The organism is Amycolatopsis halotolerans, from assembly GCF_042647905.1.
Classification (GTDB): Bacteria; Actinomycetota; Actinomycetes; order Mycobacteriales; family Pseudonocardiaceae; genus Amycolatopsis; species Amycolatopsis halotolerans.
This window is the reverse complement of sequence record NZ_JBHRWI010000062.1, coordinates 181,909-202,199: the sequence shown is the minus strand read 5'-3', so window position 1 is coordinate 202,199 and position 20,291 is coordinate 181,909. Positions and strand designations below refer to the sequence as shown.

Here is a 20,291-nt window from a genome sequence, read left to right as displayed (position 1 = left end):
GCCGGCGTGATCCCGCCGGCAGCCCGGTTTTCCGGGACACTCGAAAGGGTGAAAACGTTGGACGTGATGCTGCTGGCCGGGACGCGGCCGGAGGCGGTGAAGCTCGCACCGCTGGCGCTGGCCTTGGACGCCCGGCCCGGGCTGCGGCCGCTCGTCGTGCACAGCGGTCAGCACCAGGGCATGGTCGAACAGGCGCTGGCCCCGTTCGAGGTGGCGATCGACGCGTGGCTCGACGTGCCGCCGCGAGTGACCGGCACGCAGGCGGAACTGGTGTCCGGCCTGCTGCCCGCTCTCGACGCCGCGCTGCGCCGGTACCAGCCGTCGGCGGTAGTCGTGCAAGGCGACACCACCACCGGACTGGCCGGCGCGCTCGCCGCGTTCTGGCTCGGGATCCCGGTGGTGCACCTCGAAGCCGGACTGCGCACGCACGACCTGGCGTCGCCGTTCCCCGAGGAGGGAACGCGGCAGATGATCTCGCGGATCGCGGCCTTGCACCTGGTCCCGACCGCGGCTGCGGGCGCGGCGTTGCTGGCCGAAGGCGTGCCAGCGGAGCGAATTACGCGTACCGGCAACACCGTCGTCGACGCGGTCCTGGCGGTGGCCGCGCGCGATTTGCCCGCCCGCGAACCGGCGCTTGCCTTGCTGGAGATGGGAATCGCCGAAGCGGGCGAGCAGTTGGTGCTGGTCACGTCGCACCGCCGTGAGTCTTGGGGCGAGCCATTGACGCGCACGCTGACTGCGGTGCGACAGATCGTCGACGCCCACCCGCGCGTGCAGGTGCTGTTCCCGGTGCATCCGAATCCGGCTGTGCGGGAACAGGTCGAGGAGGTGCTGGGCGGAGTGGCGCGGGTGACCGTCACCGAGCCGTTGGAGTACCCGGATCTCGTGCGCGCGCTGCGGTTGGCGTCGCTCGTGCTGACGGATTCCGGTGGTATTCAAGAGGAAGCGCCGACGTTCGGTACGCCAGTGCTGGTGCTGCGCGACACGACGGAACGCCCGGAAGCCGTCGAAGCCGGTTGCGCTTGGCTGGTCGGCACCGACACGGAGCTGATCACCGACACCGCCGCACGCATCCTTCGCGGCGAGATTAGCGCTGCCGCGTCAGCGAATCCTTATGGAAACGGCTCCGCAGCGGCACGGTCGGCGTCGGCGATCGAGACGCTGCTAGGGGTACCCCTTGACGCGGCTGCTCTCGTGAGTCCTAAAGGGACACAATGTTGACCGGCAGGCCCGGGTTCGCCGAGAAGTCCAACGGTGCCACCGCCCGGCCTGCCGCCACCACGTGCGCACCCAACGCCGCGATCATCGCGCCGTTGTCCGTGCACAACCGCGGCCTCGGCACGCGCAGCTCGATACCTGCCGCCGCGCAGCGCTCCGCCGCCAGCTCCGAAAGCCGCGAATTCGCTGCCACCCCACCGGAAATCACGATTGTGCCGATCTCCTGCTCGCGCGCGGCACGGATCGCTTTCGCGGTGAGGACGTCCGCAACAGCTTCCTGAAAGGACGCCGCGACGTCGTTCACCGGCACGGCATCGCCAGCGCGCTCGGCGTTCTCCACCCAGCGCGCCACGGCCGTTTTCAAGCCAGAGAAGGAAAAGTCGAACTTCGCGTCGCGCGGACCGGTCATGCCGCGCGGGAACGCGATCGCCTTCGGGTTGCCCTGCTTGGCCGCCTTGTCGATCGGCGGCCCACCCGGATACGGCAGGTCGAGTACGCGCGCGACCTTGTCGTACGCCTCGCCCGCCGCGTCGTCCACAGTGGATCCGAGCTCGGTGATGCTCGACGCGATGTCGTCCACTCGCAACAGTTGCGTGTGGCCGCCGGAAACCAGCAGCGCCAACACCGGCGTCGGCAACGGCCCGTGCTGCAACGTGTCCACCGCGATGTGCCCGGCAAGGTGATTCACGCCGTACAGCGGCACATCCAGCGCGGTCGCATAGGCTTTCGCCGCCGAAACCCCGACCAGCAACGCACCCGCAAGACCCGGCCCAGCCGTCACCGCGATCGCGTCCACATCGGACAGTTTCAGCCCCGCAGTGGCAAATGCCCGCTCCGCCGTAGGCACCATCGCTTCGAGATGCGCGCGGCTGGCGACCTCCGGCACGACGCCGCCGAAGCGAGCGTGCTGGTCCACACTGGACGCGACCTCGTCGGCGAGCAGTTCCACCGTGCCGTCGTCGTGCAGCCGGACGAGGCCGACGCCGGTCTCGTCGCAGGAGCTCTCGATGCCCATGATGACGCGCGCCATCAGCCGGCCACCTCGTCTCGTGCCGGGGCCTGCGCGGGGCGGGCCATGGTGAACGCGTCGGCACCGGAAGGCTGGTAGTAGCGCTTCCGGATGCCGAGTTTTTGGAAACCGTGTGTCTCGTACAGCGTCACGGCCGGATCGTTGTCCGTGCGCACCTCGAGGAAGACAGCCGCGTGCAACTCGTCGGCGCGAGTCAGCAACGCTCGTAGCAACGCCTTGCCGATGCCCTGCCCCTGCGCCTCCGGCACGACGCCGATCGTGTGGACGTTCGCTTCGTAGTCGCCGCGTCGCCCGACCACCGCGAGCCCCGCGTACCCAAGCAGGGTCTCCCCGTCGTCCGACCGCGCGGCCAAGTAGTAGTGCCCCTGGTCGAGCTCGGAATGAAACGCGCGCGCATTCCAGGGATCGTCGCCGGGAAAGAGGATCTTCTCGATCTCCGCGCACCTCGCGACGTCAGCGCGGCGCAACTGGTCGAGCTTCACAGCGCGGTCACCCTCTTGCGCGCAGCGGGCTCGACAGCGTCCGGACGACGCAGGTACAGCGGCGTCAACGGCTCCGGCTCCGCGCGCTCGAGAAGCGCCGTACGCGCCACGCGCACCAACCCAGCCGGCGACGGAAACCGCGGCTCGATCGGCACCACGCCGACCGCCGCCGCGTACTGCAACGCCCCGTCCCCCGCCGCGACGCGAATGTCAGTTTCGATGTCCGCAGGCCGCTGTACGTGCGGACCGTCCGTGCGCGCGCCCGAAGCGTCGTACGCAGCCCAGTAGACCTCGCGCCGCCGCGCGTCCGTGAAGACGAGAAACGGCTTCTCCGTACGCACCACGTCCGCAGCGATCGCGTCGAGACTGCACACCGGGTACGCCGGGATGCCGAGCGCGTGCGCGTACGCAGCCGCCGTGGCCATGCCCGCCCGCAACCCCGTGAAGGGCCCCGGCCCGACGCCGCACACGATCGCGTCGAGCTCGCGGAGCGTGACCCCGGCCTCGTCCGCAGCAGCAAGCGCATGCGGGGCGATCAGCTCGCCGTGCGCCCTCGGATCCACCGTGACGCGGTCCGCCCGAGTGACGAGCTCAGCCTCGTCGAGAGCGACGATGCCCGCCGTCACCGCCGGAGTAGCCGTGTCGATCGCCAATACCAGCACGATTTCCCAGGATAGCTCTGGTCCGAAGGGGACCGGGGAGCGGGCGGGGCGGACGGGGGGTCGGGAAAGATGCGTTCCGTGATGAAGCCGTCTTTCGTGGCCTTGCTCGGCGGGATGCTGCTTTTGGCTGGCTGTTCGGCCGCTCCGGCCCCGGAGTCCTCCGCGCCGCCCGACGTGTCGCAAGGGCCCCAACCGCTCAACGTGCGGAAATACGAACAGGACCCTTGCGCTCTGCTCCCCCAGGCCGCAGAGGTCTTCAACGCGGTCCGCAACCGCAAGATCACCGGTGCCATCACCCCGGCCTGCACCTGGAACGACAGCAAGAACAGCACCCTGACCATCGGCTTCCTCCCCGTGCAGGGCGGCCTCGCCACCATCGGCCAAAACCTGAGCAGCACTGGCTACTACGACCCAGCCCCCGCAATCGACGGCTACCCGGCGGCCTACACCAACGTCCTCGACAACCGAGCGCAAGGCGGCTGCCAAATAGCAGTCGGCGTCCAGGCTGACGAGGCATTCACCAGCTCAGTCATGCTCTTCCCGCGGTCCCCGTCCTATGGCGACCCGTGCTCGGTCGCGCTCAAAGCCGCGCAGGCGGTCGTGGCCACCCTCAAGGCAGGTTCCTGACAACTGCCCGGCTTGGGGGATTTTGTCCACGCGCGGAACCTCGACCGATTAAGCTCAGTCAAAGCATCGGCAGTCGGAGACAGTGCCGCCGGGAGCGAGGGGGAACGTCATCGTGGGCAATGGGGAGTCGTCCAGCAGCCAGCCGGCGGACGGGCGCGCGGGGTACGTCGACCCGGAGGAGCAGGCCAAGCGCGACCGCCAGGACAAGCAGTTCGGCGAAGCGATGAACTCCAACGGCGTGCGCGTCTACCAGCAGCGCGCGGCGGAGGACGCCAAGGTGAACGCCGCCGCGGCGGGCGGCGGGTTCAACATGGACGTCGACGCGATGCGGAAACTGCAGCCGAAATGGCAGGGGATCGCGGACAAGCTCGGCGACATGATGCAACTGGGTGATCAGTTCAAAGCGTTGCCGCAGCCCGCGGAGGACCCAGCCAGCACGCTGCAGAAGAAGGCCGCCGACAGTCACGCCGATGCGTATACGGCAAGCCTCAAGCAGCAACAGATCTACGCACAGGGCTACGCGAATCAGCTGAAGAACGCCATCGGCAAGTACGAGAAACAGGAGCGAGCGAACACCGACGGCCTGCGCAAGCAAGGATGAGCCGGTGAAGACGACCGTTTACGCTGCGGCAGGCGCGCTCCTGCTACTCACTGTGACCGCCTGTTCTTCCAAGCCGGGCACCCCAGCCCCGGCGACCTCGGAGTCGTCCGCGGCGCCGCCCAGCACCGCGCGCAGCGTGCCACGGGTGACCAGCCCGCTCGACGCGACCAAATACGAGCAGAACCCCTGCGCCCTGCTCAGCCAGGCCCAAGCGACCCAGCTCATCAGCTCTGTCCGCAACCGCCAGGCCGCAGGCGCCGTCGCGCCCATCTGCAGCTGGTACGACGCCGACGGCAACCGGATCGGGCTCGGGCTCCTCCCGCACCAGGGCGGCTTGGCCAGCGCGTACCAACACCAGGACAGCCAGTCTGGCTACTTCGAAGCGATCCCCGACATCGACGGTTACCCGGCAGTTCTTTCCGGAACGACCGACAGCCGGAAAAGCGGTGGCTGCCAGGCCATCGTCGGTATCGCCGACGACGAAACCTTCACCAGTTCGATCCTGCTCCAGCCAGCATCGCCTCTCTATCAGGATCCGTGCTCGCTGGCAGTCAAAACGGCCGCGGCCGCCATCACGACGATCAAGGCGGGTACGTGATGGCGAGCCGCATCGTGTTGGACGTCATCCGCATGCGCGACGCCGACCGCTCCGCGGCCACACGGCCCGAATCAGTAAAGCCTGTCGCCTTCGCTGCGGCCGGGAGCTTCCTCCTTCTCGCTGTCACCGCCTGTTCCACGACCCCAGGCACCCCGGTTCCAGCGACACCCGAGTCCTCCTCGGCACCGACAAGTACCGCGCGCAGCGTGCCCAAGGTGAGCAACCCCCTCGACGCGACCAAATACGAGCAGAACCCCTGCTCACTGCTAAGCCAAACCCAGGCCACCGAGGTCATCAACTCCGTCCGCAACCGCCAGGGCAAGGGTCTCGTCGCGCCCATCTGCACCTGGTACGACGACAGGGACAACAGCGTCGGCCTCGGGCTGCTCCCTAACCAAGGCGGCCTCGCCGCCGCCTACTCCAACAGCGACAGCGAATCCGGGTACTTCGAGGTCGCCCCCGACGTCAACGGCTACCCAGCCGTCTTCGCAGGCACCACCGACGACCGGAAACGCGGCGGCTGCCAAATCGCCGTCGGGATCAAAGACGACGAGACCTTCACCGCCTCCGTGATGCTCGACAAATCGTTCCCCGGTTACAACGATCCGTGCTCACTGGCAGCAAAGACAGCCGCCGCTGCCGTCACCACTCTCAAGGCAGGTGCTTGATGGCTAACCTCACCCCGCAGGAGATCGTTCGCCTGGTCAAATCGGGCAAGGGTTCCGGCGGCATGTTCCACGGTTCCGACCAATCGGCGGCCCTCTCCACTCAGCACGAGGACATCGCCAGCGAAATGCGGCAGCTCCAGAGCTCGATGGACGAGTACTGGAAGGGCGACGCCGCCGGGCGGGCTTACGTCGGGGCTGGGCCGCTGGTTCAGGCGTCTCAGACCAGTGGCCAGCACCTCGCGCAGGCTCAGGCGCTCTACTCCGGTCAGGGCGGTTCCTTCGACGGACTGCGCGACAAAATCACGTCGGTCGGCGATCTCGGGGACAAACCGGCGGACGACTGGGTCAGCGACACTCCGTTGTCTTTCCTCTCCAACCGCTCCAGCGAGATCGATGCCTGGAACAAGAAAGCGCAAGAAGTCGTCAGCAGTTACGAGTCGTACCACGGGGAATCGACGGAAAACTCCGCGCGCTGGGCGGACCCGTCGCAATACGGGCAGCTAGCGATGCCCTCCGCCGGCGGTGACTTCACCATTACGCAGCCCGGCGGCACCGGTACCGCTCATCTGCCCGCGCACTACACCCCGGGCGGGCCTGGCGGCACCGCTGGCACGCACTCCGAGGGCGGCTACGTCGCCGACAACAACACCGGCAGCAGCACCGGCGACAACACCAGCCACCGCGATCACACCAACGATCGCACCGGGCCGCCGGGGGCGTTGCCTCCCACGGACACTCACCGGTGGGATTCGGGGCCTCCGCCGCACAACGGTCCGACGGAGACGCCGGGCAAGTACCACCCGCCGCACAGCGATCTGCCGGATGACACTCGGACCTCCGGGTACGTTCCGCCGGATCTCACCAGCACCAACAATCCCAACAGCACCAATAACCCCAACTCCTGGTCGTTCAACAGCAGCAATCCCAACACCGCCAACCCCAACGGCGGCAGCAGCAGTCTGTACACGCCGGGGCTTCCGGGAACCGGCAGCGGCTACTCGGGCAACCCAGGCAGTGGCAACGCGGGCAACCCAGGCAACAGCGTCGGCCGAGGAGCGGGTACCGGTACCGGGCCGTTCGGTGGCAACGCTGAAGGCGTCGCCAGAGGTGGAGCAGCGGCCGGAGCCAACGGGCGCGCGGGGGCGTCGGGCATGGGTGCGGGCGCGATGGGCCGCGGGCAGAAGGGCGAAGGGGAAGACGACCTCGTCCACGAGACCGCCGATTACCTGGTCGAGCAGGACCCGGACGCCGCCCTCATCGGGGACCTTCCCAAGGCGGTTCCGCCGGTGATCGGGCTCTGACGGATGCTGGTGCTCGCCCGCGAGGTGGTGCTCCCTGCCGATTGCCTTCCCGTCGCGGCGGAGCTCGCCGGGGTTTCGCTCCCGGCGGCGCTCTCGCCGGACCCGATCTGGCGCGACCCCGAGGAGACGCACGCGTATCGCGAAGCCGCGGTGAACGCCATGGCCGACCAAGGCGTCTGGGGGCGCGGCGGTCCGGACGAGACGTTCGTCCGGACCATGACCGTGTTGTGCCGCGGGGCCAGTGAGCTGTCGGCGACCGTCGAAAGCGGGCGGGATCGGCGGTATTGGCTGGTCGTCGCGGCATTGAACAAGGACGCGGTGCTCGCGTGCCACATGCCGTCCACCGGCACTGTGGTGTTGCGGCCGGCCCGGCCGGAAGCGTTGGCGGAGGACTTGATCCGGGAGCTGCCGCGCGTCCAGCCCGCGCAGGGGCAGGCGGTGTCGGTGCCGGAATCGGCGTTGAATTTGGCGATCGACGGCGGGCCGGCGCGGCAGGACGTCCGGCATTTGCTCGACGTTGCCGCGCTCCCCCGCGTCGGCGGCGGGCAGATCACGGCAGCCGTCCGGGACGGGCTTGGCGGGCGGCGGATCAGCGGGCGCGACATCTGCACGTATTACGACACCGAGCACGGCCGTTACCTGTTCTCGTTCTCCGAAACCGAGGGCGGCGAGCGGTACGTGAACGTCGCCCCCGGCCGCTACGAAACGATGGTCCAACGGGTGCGCGCGCTGCTCGATAATCTCGCCTGAACCTGGGTACCCCTGACAATCAGGATCTGTGAATCGCGTCGCAGGTGGCCACCGCCACAAGGCGGTACGGTGCGGTTCCAGGTGCCGGTGACGCAGGAGGTCCGCGAAAGTGCCCGATCCGCTGTTCCCCGCAGTCGCCGCCGGATCCGGCAAGGAAGCGCTGCGCTTCGGAGACCGAAAACTCACCTACGCCGAGCTCGGCGCGGTCGCCGGCGCGCTGGCCGCCGAACTGCCCCGAGACCGCCGGGTCGCGGTGTGGGCGACGCCGACGCTGCACACCAGCGTCGCGGTGGTCGCCGCGCTGCTCGCCGGGGTTCCGGTGGTGCCGCTCAACCCCAAGATCGGCGAACGCGAACTCGGGCACATCCTCGCCGACAGCGAGCCCGCGCTGGTGCTCGCCGAACCCGGCGTCGAACTGCCCGCCGCGCTCGACCTGCCGCGTCGCGACATTCCGCTTGAAGGCGACGGGAAACTGCCAGCCAGCGAGCCGGACGCCGAGGCTCCCGCGTTCATCGTCTACACGTCCGGCACGACCGGCCCGCCCAAGGGCGTCGTGCTGCCTCGCCGCTCGATCGCGACCACTCTCGACGCGCTTGAGGACGCTTGGCAGTGGACGGCTGACGACGTGCTCGTCCATGGCCTGCCGTTGTTCCATGTGCACGGCTTGATCCTGGGCATCCTCGGGCCGCTGCGCCGCGGCGGCTCGGTTCGTCATCTGGGGCGGTTCTCCCTTGAGGGAGTCACCGAGGAACTCGCGAACGGCGCGACGATGTTGTTCGGCGTCCCGACGATGTACCACCGGATCGCTGAAACGGTCGCGACCGATGAAGCCCTCGCCAACGCGCTCAAGTCCGCGCGGCTGCTGGTCTCCGGCTCGGCCGCGCTGCCGGTGCACGACCACCAGCGGATCACCGCCGCGACCGGGCAGCAGGTCGTGGAGCGCTACGGCATGACCGAAACCCTGATGAACACCAGCGTCCGCGCCGACGGCGAGCGCAAGCCGGGTTCGGTCGGCGTTCCGCTCGCCGGGGTCGACCTGCGGCTGGTCGACGAGTCCGGCGCCGAAATCAGCGAGCCCGACGCGGTCGGCGAGATCCAGGTCCGCGGGCCGAATCTGTTCACCGAATACCTCAACCGGCCGGACGCGACGGCCGCCGCGCTCGACGGCGGCTGGTTCCGCACCGGCGACATGGCCACCCGCGACCCCGACGGCTACGTCCGGATCGTCGGGCGCAAGGCCACCGACCTGATCAAGAGCGGCGGCTACAAGATCGGCGCGGGCGAGATCGAGAACGCGCTGCTGGAACACCCGAAGGTCGCCGAGGTGGCGGTGACCGGCGAACCGGACGACGACCTCGGCGAGCGCATCGTCGCGTGGGTCGTGCCGGACGGCGAGCGCCCGACGCTCGAAGAACTCGCCGACCACGTGTCGAAGCTGCTCGCCCCGCACAAGCGGCCGCGCGTCGTGCGGTACCTGGATGCGTTGCCGCGCAACGACATGGGCAAAGTCATGAAGCGAGCGCTGGGATGAACAGCACCGCGCGCGAGCTGCTGGCCGCCATCTCCGCCGGGTTCACCGACCTGTCCCTCGCGGACACCCCGGCGGACGATCCGCTCGGCTGGCCGGGCTATCCGGAGGCCAGGGCAGCAGCCGCCGCGCGCACCGGCGAGACCGAATCGGTCGTCGTCGGAGAGGCGAAGATCGGCGACGTGCCCACTGTGCTGATCGCCTGGGAGTTCGGGTTCCTCGGCGGTTCGATCGGACAGCAGACCGGCGACCGCGTCGAAGCCGCTTTCGCCCACGCGAAAGAGCGTGGGCTACCTGTGGTGTCGCTGGTCGCGACTGGCGGCAGCCGGATGCAGCACGGCATGCGCGCGCTTTCCCAGCTCCAGCGAATCGCGCGCGCCGCCGCGGACGCGCGCGCGGCGGGTGTGCCGCAGATTTCCGTTCTGCGCAACCCGTCCACCGGCGGCGGCTGGGCGACGCTCGGTGCCGGTTCCGACGTCGTGCTGGGACTGCCAGACGCCCAAGTGGGCTTCGCAGGCTCCCGCGTACGGCCAGCGACGTCGCCCGCGGAGGCGTACACCGTCGAAGCGAAGCTGGAATGGGGACAGGTCGACCGTCTCGTTGAAACAGACGAGCTGGGTGACGTGCTCGCGCGATGGCTACAGCTATTGGCTTCGCCGTCGACAGAGCCCGCGCCCCCGCCTAACGCCCGTCGCGACGCCACGCTGCCCGAAACCGGCTGGGAAGCCGTACGGACAGCGCGCGCTTCTTCGCGAGCGCGCGCACCCGAGTACCTCGACGCGTACTTCGACTGGCGAGAGAACGTCCAAGGCGACCGTGCCGGTCACGTCGACGAAGGCGTCCAATGTGGCTTCGGCTGGCGAGAAGACCGCACGATCGCGTACGCAGCACAGTGCGGCACCGCGACGCGTCCAGCAGGCTTTCGCACCGCAGCACGGCTTATCCGGCTGGCATCCCGGCTAGGGATTCCGGTGTTGACGCTTGTGGACACTCCCGGCGCGGCAAACGACGCGGAAGCGGAAGAAGGCGGGATCGGACCAGCGATCGCGGAACTGTTCGAGGCGATCGCCACCGCCGCGGTGCCCGTCACCACGCTGGTGATCGGCGAAGGCGGTTCCGGCGGCGCGCTGGCTTTCGCCGCGCCGGGCACGACCTGGATCGCCCCGGACGCCTACTTCTCGGTCACTTCGCCGGAAGCGGCGGCGGCGATCCTGAAACGCCCGATGACCGACGTGCCTGCCGTGGCCGACCAGCTGCGGTTGCGCCCGCAGGATCTGGTCGGCCTCGGCCTGGCAGTCGGAATTGTCGAGCCCTAGCGACCTAGAGCCCGGAGAGTCCTAACGGGTCACGCCTCGACGGCGCGGACCCGCCACTTGCGCTGCGCGTAGGACGCGAGGGTAGCCGCGACAGCGACTCCCGCGGTTGCACAGCTTGCGATGGCCACGAATACTGCCGTCATTGCGGCTCCTCCTCACGGGGTGCGCACGCCGATGCCGTCGGCGAATCCGGGTGATCCGCTGGCCGACGTGTGCGAGTTGATGGGGTTTAACAGGTATCTACCTGCTATAACGCATGGTCCCCGCTACGCGTTACCTGCGCTACCCCCGTGCGGGAGTGAGACGTATCACGTTACGCTTTGGATCGCTCGCGGTAGGTGATGTCGGGGGCTCTGCGCAGTGAGTCCTGAAAACGCGAAAGGAGCGATGTGACAGAGGCAGCAGACGGGAGGGGGCCGTCGGGCGGCGCCACGGTCACGGACGACAAGACGATGCGCCGGGCGGTCGGCGCGGCCGCGGTCGGCAACATCACCGAGTGGTTCGACTTCGGGGTCTACGGCTACCTCTCCACCACCATCGAGGCCCAGTTCTTCCCGCCCGGCAATCCCGCGCTGGCCCAGCTCGCGACGTTCGCGACCTTCGCGGTGGCGTTCCTGGTGCGTCCGCTCGGCGGGCTGTTCTTCGGTCCGCTCGGCGACAAGATCGGCCGGACCAAGGTGCTCGCGGTGACGGTGATCCTGATGGCGACCGGCACCTTCCTCATCGGACTGATCCCGTCGTACTCCTCGATCGGGCTGGCCGCGCCGATCCTGCTGGTCTGCGCGCGGGTCCTGCAGGGCTTCTCGACCGGCGGCGAATACGCGGGCGCGATGACGTTCATCGCCGAGTACAGCCCGGACCGCCGCCGCGGCTACTTCGGCAGCTTCCTGGAGTTCGGCACCTTCATCGGGTACGCGCTGGGCGCGACCGTCTCGTCGGTGCTCCCGCTGGTGTCGACGCCGGCCTTCATGGACACCTGGGGCTGGCGGATCCCGTTCATGGTGGCGCTGCCGCTCGGCATCGTCGGGGTTTACCTGCGGACGAAGCTCGAGGAGACGCCCGCGTTCCAGCAGCTGCTCGACGAGTCGGGCAAGCGCGAGGACGCCGAGGCCAAGCACGTGGTCCGCACGATCTTCGCGAAGTACTGGCCGACGATGCTGCTGGCCGGCGGGCTCGTGGTGACCTGGAACGTCACCAACTACATGCTCACCAGCTACATGCCGACCTACCTCAAGGACGACCGCACGATGTCCGAGAACGGCGGACAGGCCATCTCGGCCACTGCGGCGGAGTGGCTGCAGATCGGCGTGCTGTGGCTGGGCGTGCTGCTGATCCCGCTCCTCGGCAAGCTCAGCGACCGCTACGGCCGCAAGCCGATCCTGTGGGTCGGCGCGGGCGGGCTGATCGTGCTCGGCCTGCCGATGGTGCTGCTGCTCAAGAGCGGGTCGCTGATCTCGGTGCTGCTCGGCCTGATCCTGATGGGACTGCTGCTGATCTGCTTCTCCTCGACCTGCCCGTCCACGCTGCCCGCGCTGTTCCCGACCGAGGTCCGGTACGGCGGGTTGTCGATCTCGTTCAACATCTTCGTGTCGGCGTTCGCCGGGACGGTGTCGCTGGTGATGAGCGCGCTGGTGCTGGCCACCGGGGATCTCAAGTGGCCTGGGTATTACCTGATGATCGCCGGGGTGGTCGGGGTGATCACGCTGCTGAAGCTGAAGGAGACGGCGCGGAAGCCGTTGCCTGGCTCGGCTCCTTCGCTGTCCGCCAGCGAGGAAGCCACTGCCGGGCGGTAATCGCCTAACGAGCCGTGAAGGGCCCCTTGAAGGAATCTGATTCCCTCAAGGGGCCCTTCACGGACGGTCAGGCCGCTTGCAGCTCGTCGACCCGGGTGGTCCAGGAGCCGTGCGGTTCCAGCACGACGGTCCGGGTGTCGTCGTCGTGGCGGGCCAGCCGGACGACCAGGTGGTCCTCCGACAGCCGCTCCGCGCTGCCCTCGCCCCACTCGACGACCACCGCGGACGACTCCAGGTCGGTGTCCAGGTCGAGGTCGTCCAACTGGGACAGATCGCCGCCGAGCCGGTACGCGTCCACGTGGATCAACGGGACCCCGGCGGCGCCCGCGGCGTGCACCCGCGCCAGCACGAACGTCGGCGAACTGACCCGTCCGCCGACGCCGAGACCGTCCGCGATCCCGCGGGTCAGCGTCGTCTTCCCGGCCCCGAGCGGACCGTCCAACAGCACCAGGTCGCCCGCGCGCAGGGCCGCGCCCAGGGTCCGCCCGAAGGCCATCGTGTCCTCGGGGGTTTCCAGAATCACCTTGTCCACCACCAGTTTCGCCGGTTCGGCGCGGCGCTGCCACCACAGCGCTGCAGCAGGTCGATGAGATGGCTGTTCACCAGCTCAGGCTGTTCGAGCTGCACCATGTGCCCGGCTCCGCGCACGCGCACCAGCTCGGCGTCCGGCAGCTCGGCGGCGATCCGCTCGGCGTGCGCGAACGGTGTGAAACGGTCCGAGTCGCCGCCGATGACCAGCACTTGTGCGTGTTTCAGCCCGGCCAGCACAGCGTAGCGATTGTGGCTGCCGAGTGTGTCGACGAAGTTGATCAGCCCGCGCACCGGCGTGACAGCCAGCATTTCCAGCATGAAGTCGACCAGCCGCGGCGAGACGTCGCGGCTGCCGAACGCGAGCCGTCGCACTGCCTGCCGGGTCAGCTGACCGCCGGCTGCGCGGACGAACTCCACCAACCCGGGTTGCCATCCGGCCAGCTCGCCTACGCCGCGCGTGAGCGGGTTGTACTTGGACAACAACGGCCTCGGCAACCCACGCGCGCCCACTTCGCCCGCCGCGGTCGCGATGAAGGCGACGCCGCATACGCGGTCCTCGAAGAGGTCTGGCCGTTGCGCTGCCAACTCCATGATCACCATGCCGCCCATGGAATGTCCCATGAGGACAATCGGTCCTTCGGGCACCATCGCGCGCAGCACGCTGTCGAGGTCGTGCGCGAGCTGCTCGATCGTCGACGTCTCAGTGGACGCCTCTCCGGACAGACCGTGGCCGCGATGGTCGAAATAGACCTGCCGTACGCGCGGCAGTCGCAGCGAAGCGACGTCGCGACGCTGAAAGTGCCACGAGCGCCGCGAAAGCGCGAAGCCGTGTACGCCGACGAGAGTCAGCTCCGGCTTTTCGCCGTCCTCAGGGTCGATCTCCTCGACCGACAGCGGCGTGCCGTCTTCGGCGGCGACAGTGGACGTACGGTCTGGCTTCAGCTCACCGAGCGGCTCGTCGGCGAACGGGTCCTCGGTCGGTTTGCGTTGCTGCGTCGCGACAACTGCCGCTGCGGCACCCGTCACCACCGCTCCGACTCCGCCGACGATCGCCCACAGCCGCGCCGAAGGAGTCACGCCCGCTCCCCCACGTACCGGCGCTGTACGCGCGGCCGGTACATCGAGGTGACGATCTCGTAGTCGATGGTGCCGAGCTTGTCCGCCCATTCGCGCGCGGTCGGCTCGCCGGAGCGGCCGGACCCGAACAGCACGACCTCGTCGCCGACGCGAGGCACGTCCTCGTTGCCGACGTTCACCACGAGCTGGTCCATGCAGACCCGCCCGACGACTGGCCGCCGTCGCCCGCCCAGCCAGACATCCATCCGGCCGGACAGCGTGCGCGGCACCCCGTCGGCGTATCCGGCGGGCACGAGCGCGAGCGTGGTGTCCTCCCGCGCGGTCCAGGTGTGGCCGTAGGAGACGGATTCGCCGGCGGCGAGCGGCTTCGTGAGGACCACGCTGGAGCGGAACGTCATCGCCGGGCGCAGGTCGTCGTCGGTGGGCACCGGGTTGAGGCCGTACATCGCGATGCCCGGGCGGACCAGGTCGAAGTGCAGGTCGGGCCGGGTGAGCGTGGCCGCGGAGTTGGCCAGGTGCCGGATCGGGTCGAGCCCGGCGGCGAGGGCCGCGTCGTAGGCCTCGGCGAACAGCTTCGCCTGCGCGTCGATCGACGCGTGGCCCAGCTCGTCGGCGCAGGCCAGGTGCGACCAGATGGCCACTACCTCGACACCGCGCGCCTTGGCCGCCGCCTCGACCAGCGCCGCCCAGTCGGCGGGCGGACAACCGTTGCGCGACAGACCGGTGTCGATTTTCAGGTGCACGCGGGCACGCTTTCCGGCGAGCTTCGCGGCGGCGTCGACCCGGGCCAGCTCACCGAGAGAGCTGACGCCGAGGTCGATGTCCGCCTCGATGCCGGGCGCGAAATCCAGCTCCGGGACGTCCAGCCAGCTGAACAGCCGGACTGACAGCCCGGCCGCCCGCAGGTCAAGGGCCTCCTGGAGCGAGCAGGTGCCGAGCCAGGCGGCCCCGGCTTCGACAGCGGCGCGGCCTACCGGAATCGCGCCATGGCCGTACGCGTCGGCTTTGACCACGCACATCACGGCCGCACCGGGTGCCCGGTCGGCCAGCAAGGAAACGTTGTGGCGCACAGCGCCGAGATCGACCACGGTCTCGGCGTGCGGAGAACTGGCAGTCATAACGACTGCCAGTTTCCCACGTCATCGACTCAAGAGAGACGCTGCCCGGAAGTACCGGAGAAGACGTGCAGCTCGTCCGGGCGGATCCGCAGGTGCAGGGTGTCGCCCATGCGCGGCGGCGTACGCGGGTCGACGCGCGCGACCACGTTGCGTGACGCACCCTCCGCGGACTCCTCGACACCGGCGCCGAGCTTGCCGTAGACGTAAGCGTCCGAGCCCAGCTCCTCGACCAGTTCGACCTTGATCGGCAGCGTGCCGTCGGTGTCGGTGGTGGCTTCCAGCGACTCGGGACGGAAACCGATGGTGACCGTGTCGCCGTCGGCCGCGGAACGCACCTCAGGCTTGAGCGGCACCTGCACGCCGCCGACCTCGGCGCCGTCCGCGGTGAGCTTCGCGGCGACCAGGTTCATCGCCGGGGAACCGATGAAGCCCGCGACGAAGACGTTTTCGGGCCGGTCGTACAGCGCGCGCGGGGTGTCGCACTGCTGCAGCAGACCGTCCGACAGCACCGCGACGCGGTCACCCATCGTCATGGCCTCGACCTGGTCGTGGGTCACGTACACGGTGGTGACGCCGAGCCGGCGCTGCAGCGCGGCGATCTGCGTACGGGTCGAGACACGCAGCTTCGCGTCCAGGTTCGACAGCGGCTCGTCCATGAGGAACACCTGCGGCTCACGCACGATGGCGCGGCCCATCGCGACGCGCTGACGCTGACCGCCCGACAGCGCCTTCGGCTTGCGGTCCAGGTACTGCTCGATGTCCAGCAGCTTCGCCGCGTCGAGCACCTTCTGCTTGATCTCCGACGCGGGCCGCCCGGCGATCTTCAGCGCGAAGCCCATGTTCTGCGCGACCGTCATGTGCGGGTACAGCGCGTAGTTCTGGAACACCATCGCGATGTCGCGCGAACGCGGCGGCAGCTGCGTGACGTCGCGGTCGCCGATCCAGACCGCGCCCTCGTCGATGTCCTCCAGGCCCGCGAGCATCCGCAGCGCGGTGGACTTGCCCGAACCCGACGGCCCGACCAGCACGAGGAACTCGCCGTCGGCGATTTCCAGGTCCAGCGCGTCGACGGCGGGACGCTCGGTCCCGGAGTAGCGCCGGGTCGCCTTGTCGTAGGTGATGCTGGCCATCGGTCAGTCCTCTCCCAATTTCGCGGAAACCCCGTGCGCGGCCTCGCGCGCCTCGAGGTGGCGTTGCTGGATCTCGATTCCGGCGGCGCGCAGCGCCCCGGTCGGCTCGTCCAGTTCGAGCTGGTTTTCGGTCCCGTGCCACACGGGCGGTTCGGCGGTGCCCGCGAGCGCCCAGGCGGCTTGCCGAGCGGCGCCCTGCGCGACGTACTCGCCGACCTCGGGAATCACCACGGGCAGGCCGAGCACGATCGGCGCGATCGCCCGCACCGCGGCGGACTGAGCGCCGCCGCCGATGAGCAGCACGCGCTTCACGGCCATGCCCTGCGCGCGCACCGCGTCGAGCCCGGCGGCCAACCCGCAGACCATGCCCTCGACGGTCGCCCGCGCGACGTTCTCCGGCGTCATGTTCGCCCTGGTCAGACCGTGCAGCGAGCCGGTCGCTCCGGGCAGGTTCGGGGTGCGTTCGCCGTCGAGGTACGGCAGCAGCGTGAGCCCGCCCGCGCCCGGTTCGGCGGACAGCGCGAGCCGGTCGAATTCGGTCAGGTCGACGCCGAGCATCGCCGCGCCCGCGGTGAGCACGCGGGCGGCGTTGAGAGCTGCGGTCAGCGGAAGGAAGCGGCCGGTGGCATCGGCGAATCCGGCGACCAGGCCGCTCGCGTCGGCCGCGCCGGTCTCGGTGACGCCGAAAACCGTGCCGCTGGTGCCGATCGAGATCACCGCGTCGCCCGGAGCCAGTCCGAGGGCGAGTGCGGCGGCCATGTTGTCGCCGGTGCCTGCGGAGACGAGCATGCCGTCGCTGGTGTGCCCGGCGACGTCGGCCGGGCCGAGCACCGTGGGCAGATCCGGGGTGCGGCCGCCGAACGCGTGCGCGAGGACGTCGGGGCGATAAGTGTTGTCGGTCGGGGAGAAATAGCCGGTGCCGGAGGCGTCGCCGCGGTCGGTCACCGCGGTTTCCGGACGGCCGAGCAGCCGCCAGGTGAGCCAGTCGTGCGGCAGCAGAACGCGCGCGACGCGATCGGCGTTCTCCGGTTCGTGCTCGGCGAGCCAGCGGAGCTTGGTGACGGTGAAGCTGGCGACCGGCACCAGCCCGACCGACTTCGCCCAGACGCCGGGTCCGCCCAGCTCCTCGGTCAGATCTTTGGCTGCCTGCGCGGAGCGGGTGTCGTTCCACAGCAACGCCGGACGGACCACCTCGCCCGCCTCGTCGAGCGTGACCATGCCGTGCTGCTGACCGCCGACGCCGATGGCTTTCACGCCGTCGAGGACGTCGCGAGTGGCGTCCGCAAACGCTTGCGCCCACGCTGCGGGGTCGACCTCGGTGCCGTCCGGATGCGGTGCCCGACCGGTGCGCACGATCTCGCCGGTGCGCGCGTCGCAGACCACGACCTTGGTCGACTGCGTCGACGAATCGACCCCGGCCACCAGTTCAGCTGTCATAGGGCTGCCCCTCCTCGACGTACTCCGCGGCCTCGACCGCCGTTCCCTCGTTCAGCGCGGCCTCGATCTCCTCGGTCGGAGTGGCTTCGCTGGTGATCAGGAGGTCGTAATCGCCGACGGTGCCGTGCGCGTACGTCGCGGTGCGGCCGAACTTCGAGTGGTCGAGCACCAGCACGTTGCGGTTCGCGGCGCGCAGCACGGCTTTCTTCAGCTCGGCGTAGTCGCGGACCGGGTGGAACAGCCTGCCCACCGCGACCGCACTCACCGAGACGAACGCGATGTCCACGCGAATGCGCTCAAGCAGCGCGAGCACATCGGGGCCGGAGCAGGAGTCGTACTCGGGGTCGTAATGCCCGCCTGCCAGGACCACGTCGACGCCGGTGCCCAGCAGCCGCGCGGCCTGCAGCGAGTTGGTGATGACGGTGCGGCGTTCGAGCTGGGCCAGCCGCTCGACCAGCGGGAACAGCGTGGTGGAGTCGTCCACGAACACGGTCTGGCCGGGCTCGACCTGCCGAATCGCGAGCTCCGCGAGGGCTTCCTTCTCGGCCGAATGCAACGTGAACCGGCTGGCGGTCTCCATGGTGAGCGCCGGATACGCCTCGACCTTGCCGCGCAGCTTGCGCAGCAGCCGCTTGTCGGCGAGATCGTCGAGGTCGCGGTGCATCGTCATGAGGCTGACGCCGAACCGCTCAGTGAGGTCGTCGATCCGGACTTCGCCCTGGTCAATGACGTAGTCGAGGATCTCCTGACGGCGCTGTTCCACCGCGGCGTCGGACGGGCGCGTCTTCGGCCGTCCTGGCGTGTCTCGACTCACACCTTGTTCTTACCAGATATCTCGGCCCGAGTTAACACGTAACTCGATAACTCCTGCGTCACCTTCAAGCGCCCCAATGTGGCATTGGGTGCGTCAGACGCACCGAACGCCACATTGGGTGCGTGAGATGCACCCAATGCCACATTGGGGCAGCGCGGGTCAGCGGGTAGCGGCGCGGACCAGCCGGAGCGCGGCGGGGATGGCGTCGACCAGACCGGATGCCGACGTCGGCACGTCCTCGGCGGCAAGTGCGCCCGCCAGCGAATGCACCTGCGCGGCGGCTGCGGCGGCCAGCCACGGGTCAAGCCCGGCGGCGAGCAGCGAGCCGACCAGGCCGGTCAGCACATCGCCGGAGCCTGCGGTGGCCAGCCACGAACCGCGTGGCGTGTTCACGGCGACGCGGCCGTCCGGAGCGGCGACGACTGTGCAATGGCCTTTCAGCAGCACGACGGCGTCGTACTTCTTCGCCGCCTCCCGCGCCGCCGCGACTCGGTCCGCGCCCGGGCGGCGGCCCATCAGGCGTTCGTATTCGCCAGCGTGCGGGGTGAGCACGAGCGGAGTGTCCGGGTCGCGGGCGTCGAGGACTTCGGGAGTGTGCGCGATGAGCGTGGTGGCGTCGGCGTCCGCGCACACCGGGACGCCCTGGCCGAGGATGTGCCGCAGGATTTCCCGGCCTTCGCCGCCGGTGCCGATGCCCGGGCCGACCACCCACGCCTGCACCCGGCCCGCGTCGGTGACCGAGCCGGTCGCGACGATCTCCGGCCAGCGCGAGCGCACGACGTCCGCCGCGTGTCCGGCGTAGCGGACCATGCCCGCCGTCGCGCGGACCGCGGAACCGGACGCGAGCACCGCCGCCCCGGGATATGTCGCCGATCCGGCCGCGATGCCGACGACGCCTTGGGTGTACTTGTCGTCCTCCGGGCCGGGAATCGGCCATGCCTCGGCGACGTCGGCGAGATCCAGGCGCTGCAGGTCCGGCTCGTCCAGCCACGGCCGCAGACCGATGTCGACCAGTACGACCTCGCCGCATTCCTCTGGAGCCAGTACGTGCACGGGCTTCAGCGCGCCGAACGTGACCGTGCGCGCGGCGGTGACGTGCGGACCGTCAACCGCACCGGTGTCCGGGTCAACGCCACTTGGCAGATCCACCGCCACAACCGGCGCTTCGATCTGCGCCACCAGTTCGGCGGCGTCGGGACGCAGTGGGCCACGGGCGGAAATGCCGACGATGCCGTCCACGACGACATCCGCCTGCTCGATCCACTGTGGACTGTCCGCAATGGACACCATACGGCCGCCGGATCGCCGCAGCGCAGCCAATCCGGCCGGATGCGCCTTCTCCGGCTTCAGCAGTACGGCAGCGACCGCGACCCCGCGCCGACGCAGGAAAGCGCCAGCCCACAAGGCATCGCCGCCGTTATTGCCCGAGCCGACCAGCAGCACGACCCGCCGCCCGGAGACGCCGCCGGTGTCCTCGGCCAGCAACCCGGCCACCTCGGCGGCGAGGCCGAAGGAGGCCCGGCGCATCAGCTCGCCGTCCGGAGTGCGCGCGAGCAGCAGGTCTTCCGCCGCGCGAATCCGTTCTGTAGTCCAGATTCCTTGCACGGCGG

At 69.4% G+C, this 20,291-nt stretch carries 20 protein-coding genes; 10 read left to right on the top strand and 10 right to left on the bottom strand.

Features of this window, described 5'->3' with window-relative positions; all coding sequences use genetic code 11:
• Positions 1-57 precede the first annotated feature (57 nt).
• Positions 58-1,221: a non-hydrolyzing UDP-N-acetylglucosamine 2-epimerase gene (gene wecB, locus ACFORO_RS40395; protein WP_377874047.1), complete on the top strand. Its 1,164-nt coding sequence runs from the start codon at positions 58-60 to the stop codon at positions 1,219-1,221.
• On the opposite strand, the gene tsaD is transcribed toward wecB, so the two are convergent.
• The 3 genes from tsaD to tsaB are packed head-to-tail and all read right to left on the bottom strand — an operon-like array spanning position 1,202 to position 3,392.
• On the bottom strand, positions 1,202-2,248 hold the full coding sequence (tsaD, locus tag ACFORO_RS40390) for a tRNA (adenosine(37)-N6)-threonylcarbamoyltransferase complex transferase subunit TsaD (protein ID WP_377874045.1): 1,047 nt from the start codon (positions 2,246-2,248) through the stop codon (positions 1,202-1,204). The two genes, wecB and tsaD, sit on opposite strands and share 20 nt — an antisense overlap.
• A complete protein-coding gene (rimI, locus tag ACFORO_RS40385; protein ID WP_377874044.1) occupies positions 2,248-2,730 on the bottom strand; it encodes a ribosomal protein S18-alanine N-acetyltransferase in 483 nt (160 codons plus the stop codon). The genes tsaD and rimI overlap by 1 nt, the downstream gene beginning before the upstream one ends.
• A complete protein-coding gene (tsaB, locus tag ACFORO_RS40380) occupies positions 2,727-3,392 on the bottom strand; it encodes a tRNA (adenosine(37)-N6)-threonylcarbamoyltransferase complex dimerization subunit type 1 TsaB (RefSeq protein ID WP_377874043.1) in 666 nt (221 codons plus the stop codon). The genes rimI and tsaB overlap by 4 nt, the downstream gene beginning before the upstream one ends.
• Positions 3,393-3,473: 81 nt before the next feature.
• Between tsaB and ACFORO_RS40375 the strand changes: the two genes are divergently transcribed.
• From ACFORO_RS40375 to ACFORO_RS40335, 9 genes are all read left to right on the top strand, one after another.
• A complete protein-coding gene (locus ACFORO_RS40375; RefSeq protein ID WP_354748218.1) occupies positions 3,474-4,019 on the top strand; it encodes a DUF3558 domain-containing protein in 546 nt (181 codons plus the stop codon).
• Between the two features lie 112 nt (positions 4,020-4,131).
• Positions 4,132-4,620, top strand: coding sequence for a hypothetical protein (locus ACFORO_RS40370; RefSeq protein WP_377874042.1), 489 nt, complete (start codon positions 4,132-4,134; stop codon positions 4,618-4,620).
• A gap of 4 nt (positions 4,621-4,624) precedes the next feature.
• Entirely contained in the window at positions 4,625-5,218 is a 594-nt protein-coding gene (locus ACFORO_RS40365; protein WP_377874041.1) for a DUF3558 domain-containing protein, read from the top strand.
• Positions 5,218-5,886 carry a DUF3558 domain-containing protein gene (locus ACFORO_RS40360; protein ID WP_377874040.1) on the top strand — a complete coding sequence of 223 codons (669 nt, stop codon included), beginning with the start codon at positions 5,218-5,220 and terminating at the stop codon, positions 5,884-5,886. The genes ACFORO_RS40365 and ACFORO_RS40360 overlap by 1 nt, the downstream gene beginning before the upstream one ends.
• Positions 5,886-7,187: a hypothetical protein gene (locus ACFORO_RS40355; RefSeq protein ID WP_377874039.1), complete on the top strand. Its 1,302-nt coding sequence runs from the start codon at positions 5,886-5,888 to the stop codon at positions 7,185-7,187. Before ACFORO_RS40360 ends, ACFORO_RS40355 begins: the two co-directional genes overlap by 1 nt.
• A 3-nt stretch (positions 7,188-7,190) precedes the next feature.
• Positions 7,191-7,937 carry an ESX secretion-associated protein EspG gene (locus ACFORO_RS40350; RefSeq protein ID WP_354748143.1) on the top strand — a complete coding sequence of 249 codons (747 nt, stop codon included), beginning with the start codon at positions 7,191-7,193 and terminating at the stop codon, positions 7,935-7,937.
• A 109-nt stretch (positions 7,938-8,046) separates the two neighbouring features.
• Positions 8,047-9,468, top strand: coding sequence for an acyl-CoA synthetase (locus tag ACFORO_RS40345; protein WP_377874038.1), 1,422 nt, complete (start codon positions 8,047-8,049; stop codon positions 9,466-9,468).
• Positions 9,465-10,781 (top strand): carboxyl transferase domain-containing protein, encoded by a 1,317-nt coding sequence (locus ACFORO_RS40340; RefSeq protein ID WP_377874037.1) that lies wholly within the window; start codon positions 9,465-9,467, stop codon positions 10,779-10,781. Before ACFORO_RS40345 ends, ACFORO_RS40340 begins: the two co-directional genes overlap by 4 nt.
• A gap of 389 nt (positions 10,782-11,170) precedes the next feature.
• On the top strand, positions 11,171-12,574 hold the full coding sequence (locus ACFORO_RS40335; RefSeq protein WP_377874036.1) for an MFS transporter: 1,404 nt from the start codon (positions 11,171-11,173) through the stop codon (positions 12,572-12,574).
• Between the two features lie 67 nt (positions 12,575-12,641).
• Here ACFORO_RS40335 and tsaE read toward each other — a convergent pair whose 3' ends face one another.
• The 7 genes from tsaE to ACFORO_RS40300 all read right to left on the bottom strand — a co-directional run bounded on the left by tsaE (position 12,642) and on the right by ACFORO_RS40300 (position 20,286).
• Positions 12,642-13,097 carry a tRNA (adenosine(37)-N6)-threonylcarbamoyltransferase complex ATPase subunit type 1 TsaE gene (gene tsaE, locus ACFORO_RS40330; protein WP_377874035.1) on the bottom strand — a complete coding sequence of 152 codons (456 nt, stop codon included), beginning with the start codon at positions 13,095-13,097 and terminating at the stop codon, positions 12,642-12,644.
• Positions 13,094-14,182 carry an alpha/beta fold hydrolase gene (locus ACFORO_RS40325; RefSeq protein ID WP_162834387.1) on the bottom strand — a complete coding sequence of 363 codons (1,089 nt, stop codon included), beginning with the start codon at positions 14,180-14,182 and terminating at the stop codon, positions 13,094-13,096. Before ACFORO_RS40325 ends, tsaE begins: the two co-directional genes overlap by 4 nt.
• Complete coding sequence (gene alr / locus ACFORO_RS40320) at positions 14,179-15,300, bottom strand: alanine racemase (protein WP_377874034.1); 1,122 nt, start codon at positions 15,298-15,300, stop codon at positions 14,179-14,181. The genes ACFORO_RS40325 and alr overlap by 4 nt, the downstream gene beginning before the upstream one ends.
• A 29-nt stretch (positions 15,301-15,329) precedes the next feature.
• Entirely contained in the window at positions 15,330-16,430 is a 1,101-nt protein-coding gene (locus tag ACFORO_RS40315) for an ABC transporter ATP-binding protein (protein WP_354748156.1), read from the bottom strand.
• Positions 16,431-16,433: 3 nt separating this feature from the next.
• Entirely contained in the window at positions 16,434-17,867 is a 1,434-nt protein-coding gene (gene xylB, locus ACFORO_RS40310) for a xylulokinase (protein WP_377874033.1), read from the bottom strand.
• Entirely contained in the window at positions 17,857-18,681 is an 825-nt protein-coding gene (locus ACFORO_RS40305) for a DeoR/GlpR family DNA-binding transcription regulator (RefSeq protein ID WP_354748160.1), read from the bottom strand. The genes xylB and ACFORO_RS40305 overlap by 11 nt, the downstream gene beginning before the upstream one ends.
• 159 nt (positions 18,682-18,840) lie before the next feature.
• Positions 18,841-20,286 (bottom strand): NAD(P)H-hydrate dehydratase, encoded by a 1,446-nt coding sequence (locus ACFORO_RS40300; RefSeq protein ID WP_377874032.1) that lies wholly within the window; start codon positions 20,284-20,286, stop codon positions 18,841-18,843.
• Positions 20,287-20,291 lie beyond the last annotated feature (5 nt).

Coding starts and splice junctions, on each gene's coding strand:
- ACFORO_RS40340 (WP_377874037.1), top strand. CDS start 9,465: ATGAACAGCACCGCGCGCGAGCTGCTGGCCGCCATCTCCGCCGGGTTC.
- ACFORO_RS40350 (WP_354748143.1), top strand. CDS start 7,191: ATGCTGGTGCTCGCCCGCGAGGTGGTGCTCCCTGCCGATTGCCTTCCC.
- ACFORO_RS40315 (WP_354748156.1), bottom strand. CDS start 16,430: ATGGCCAGCATCACCTACGACAAGGCGACCCGGCGCTACTCCGGGACC.
- ACFORO_RS40355 (WP_377874039.1), top strand. CDS start 5,886: ATGGCTAACCTCACCCCGCAGGAGATCGTTCGCCTGGTCAAATCGGGC.
- ACFORO_RS40375 (WP_354748218.1), top strand. CDS start 3,474: ATGAAGCCGTCTTTCGTGGCCTTGCTCGGCGGGATGCTGCTTTTGGCT.
- alr (WP_377874034.1), bottom strand. CDS start 15,300: ATGACTGCCAGTTCTCCGCACGCCGAGACCGTGGTCGATCTCGGCGCT.
- tsaD (WP_377874045.1), bottom strand. CDS start 2,248: ATGGCGCGCGTCATCATGGGCATCGAGAGCTCCTGCGACGAGACCGGC.
- ACFORO_RS40360 (WP_377874040.1), top strand. CDS start 5,218: ATGGCGAGCCGCATCGTGTTGGACGTCATCCGCATGCGCGACGCCGAC.
- xylB (WP_377874033.1), bottom strand. CDS start 17,867: ATGACAGCTGAACTGGTGGCCGGGGTCGATTCGTCGACGCAGTCGACC.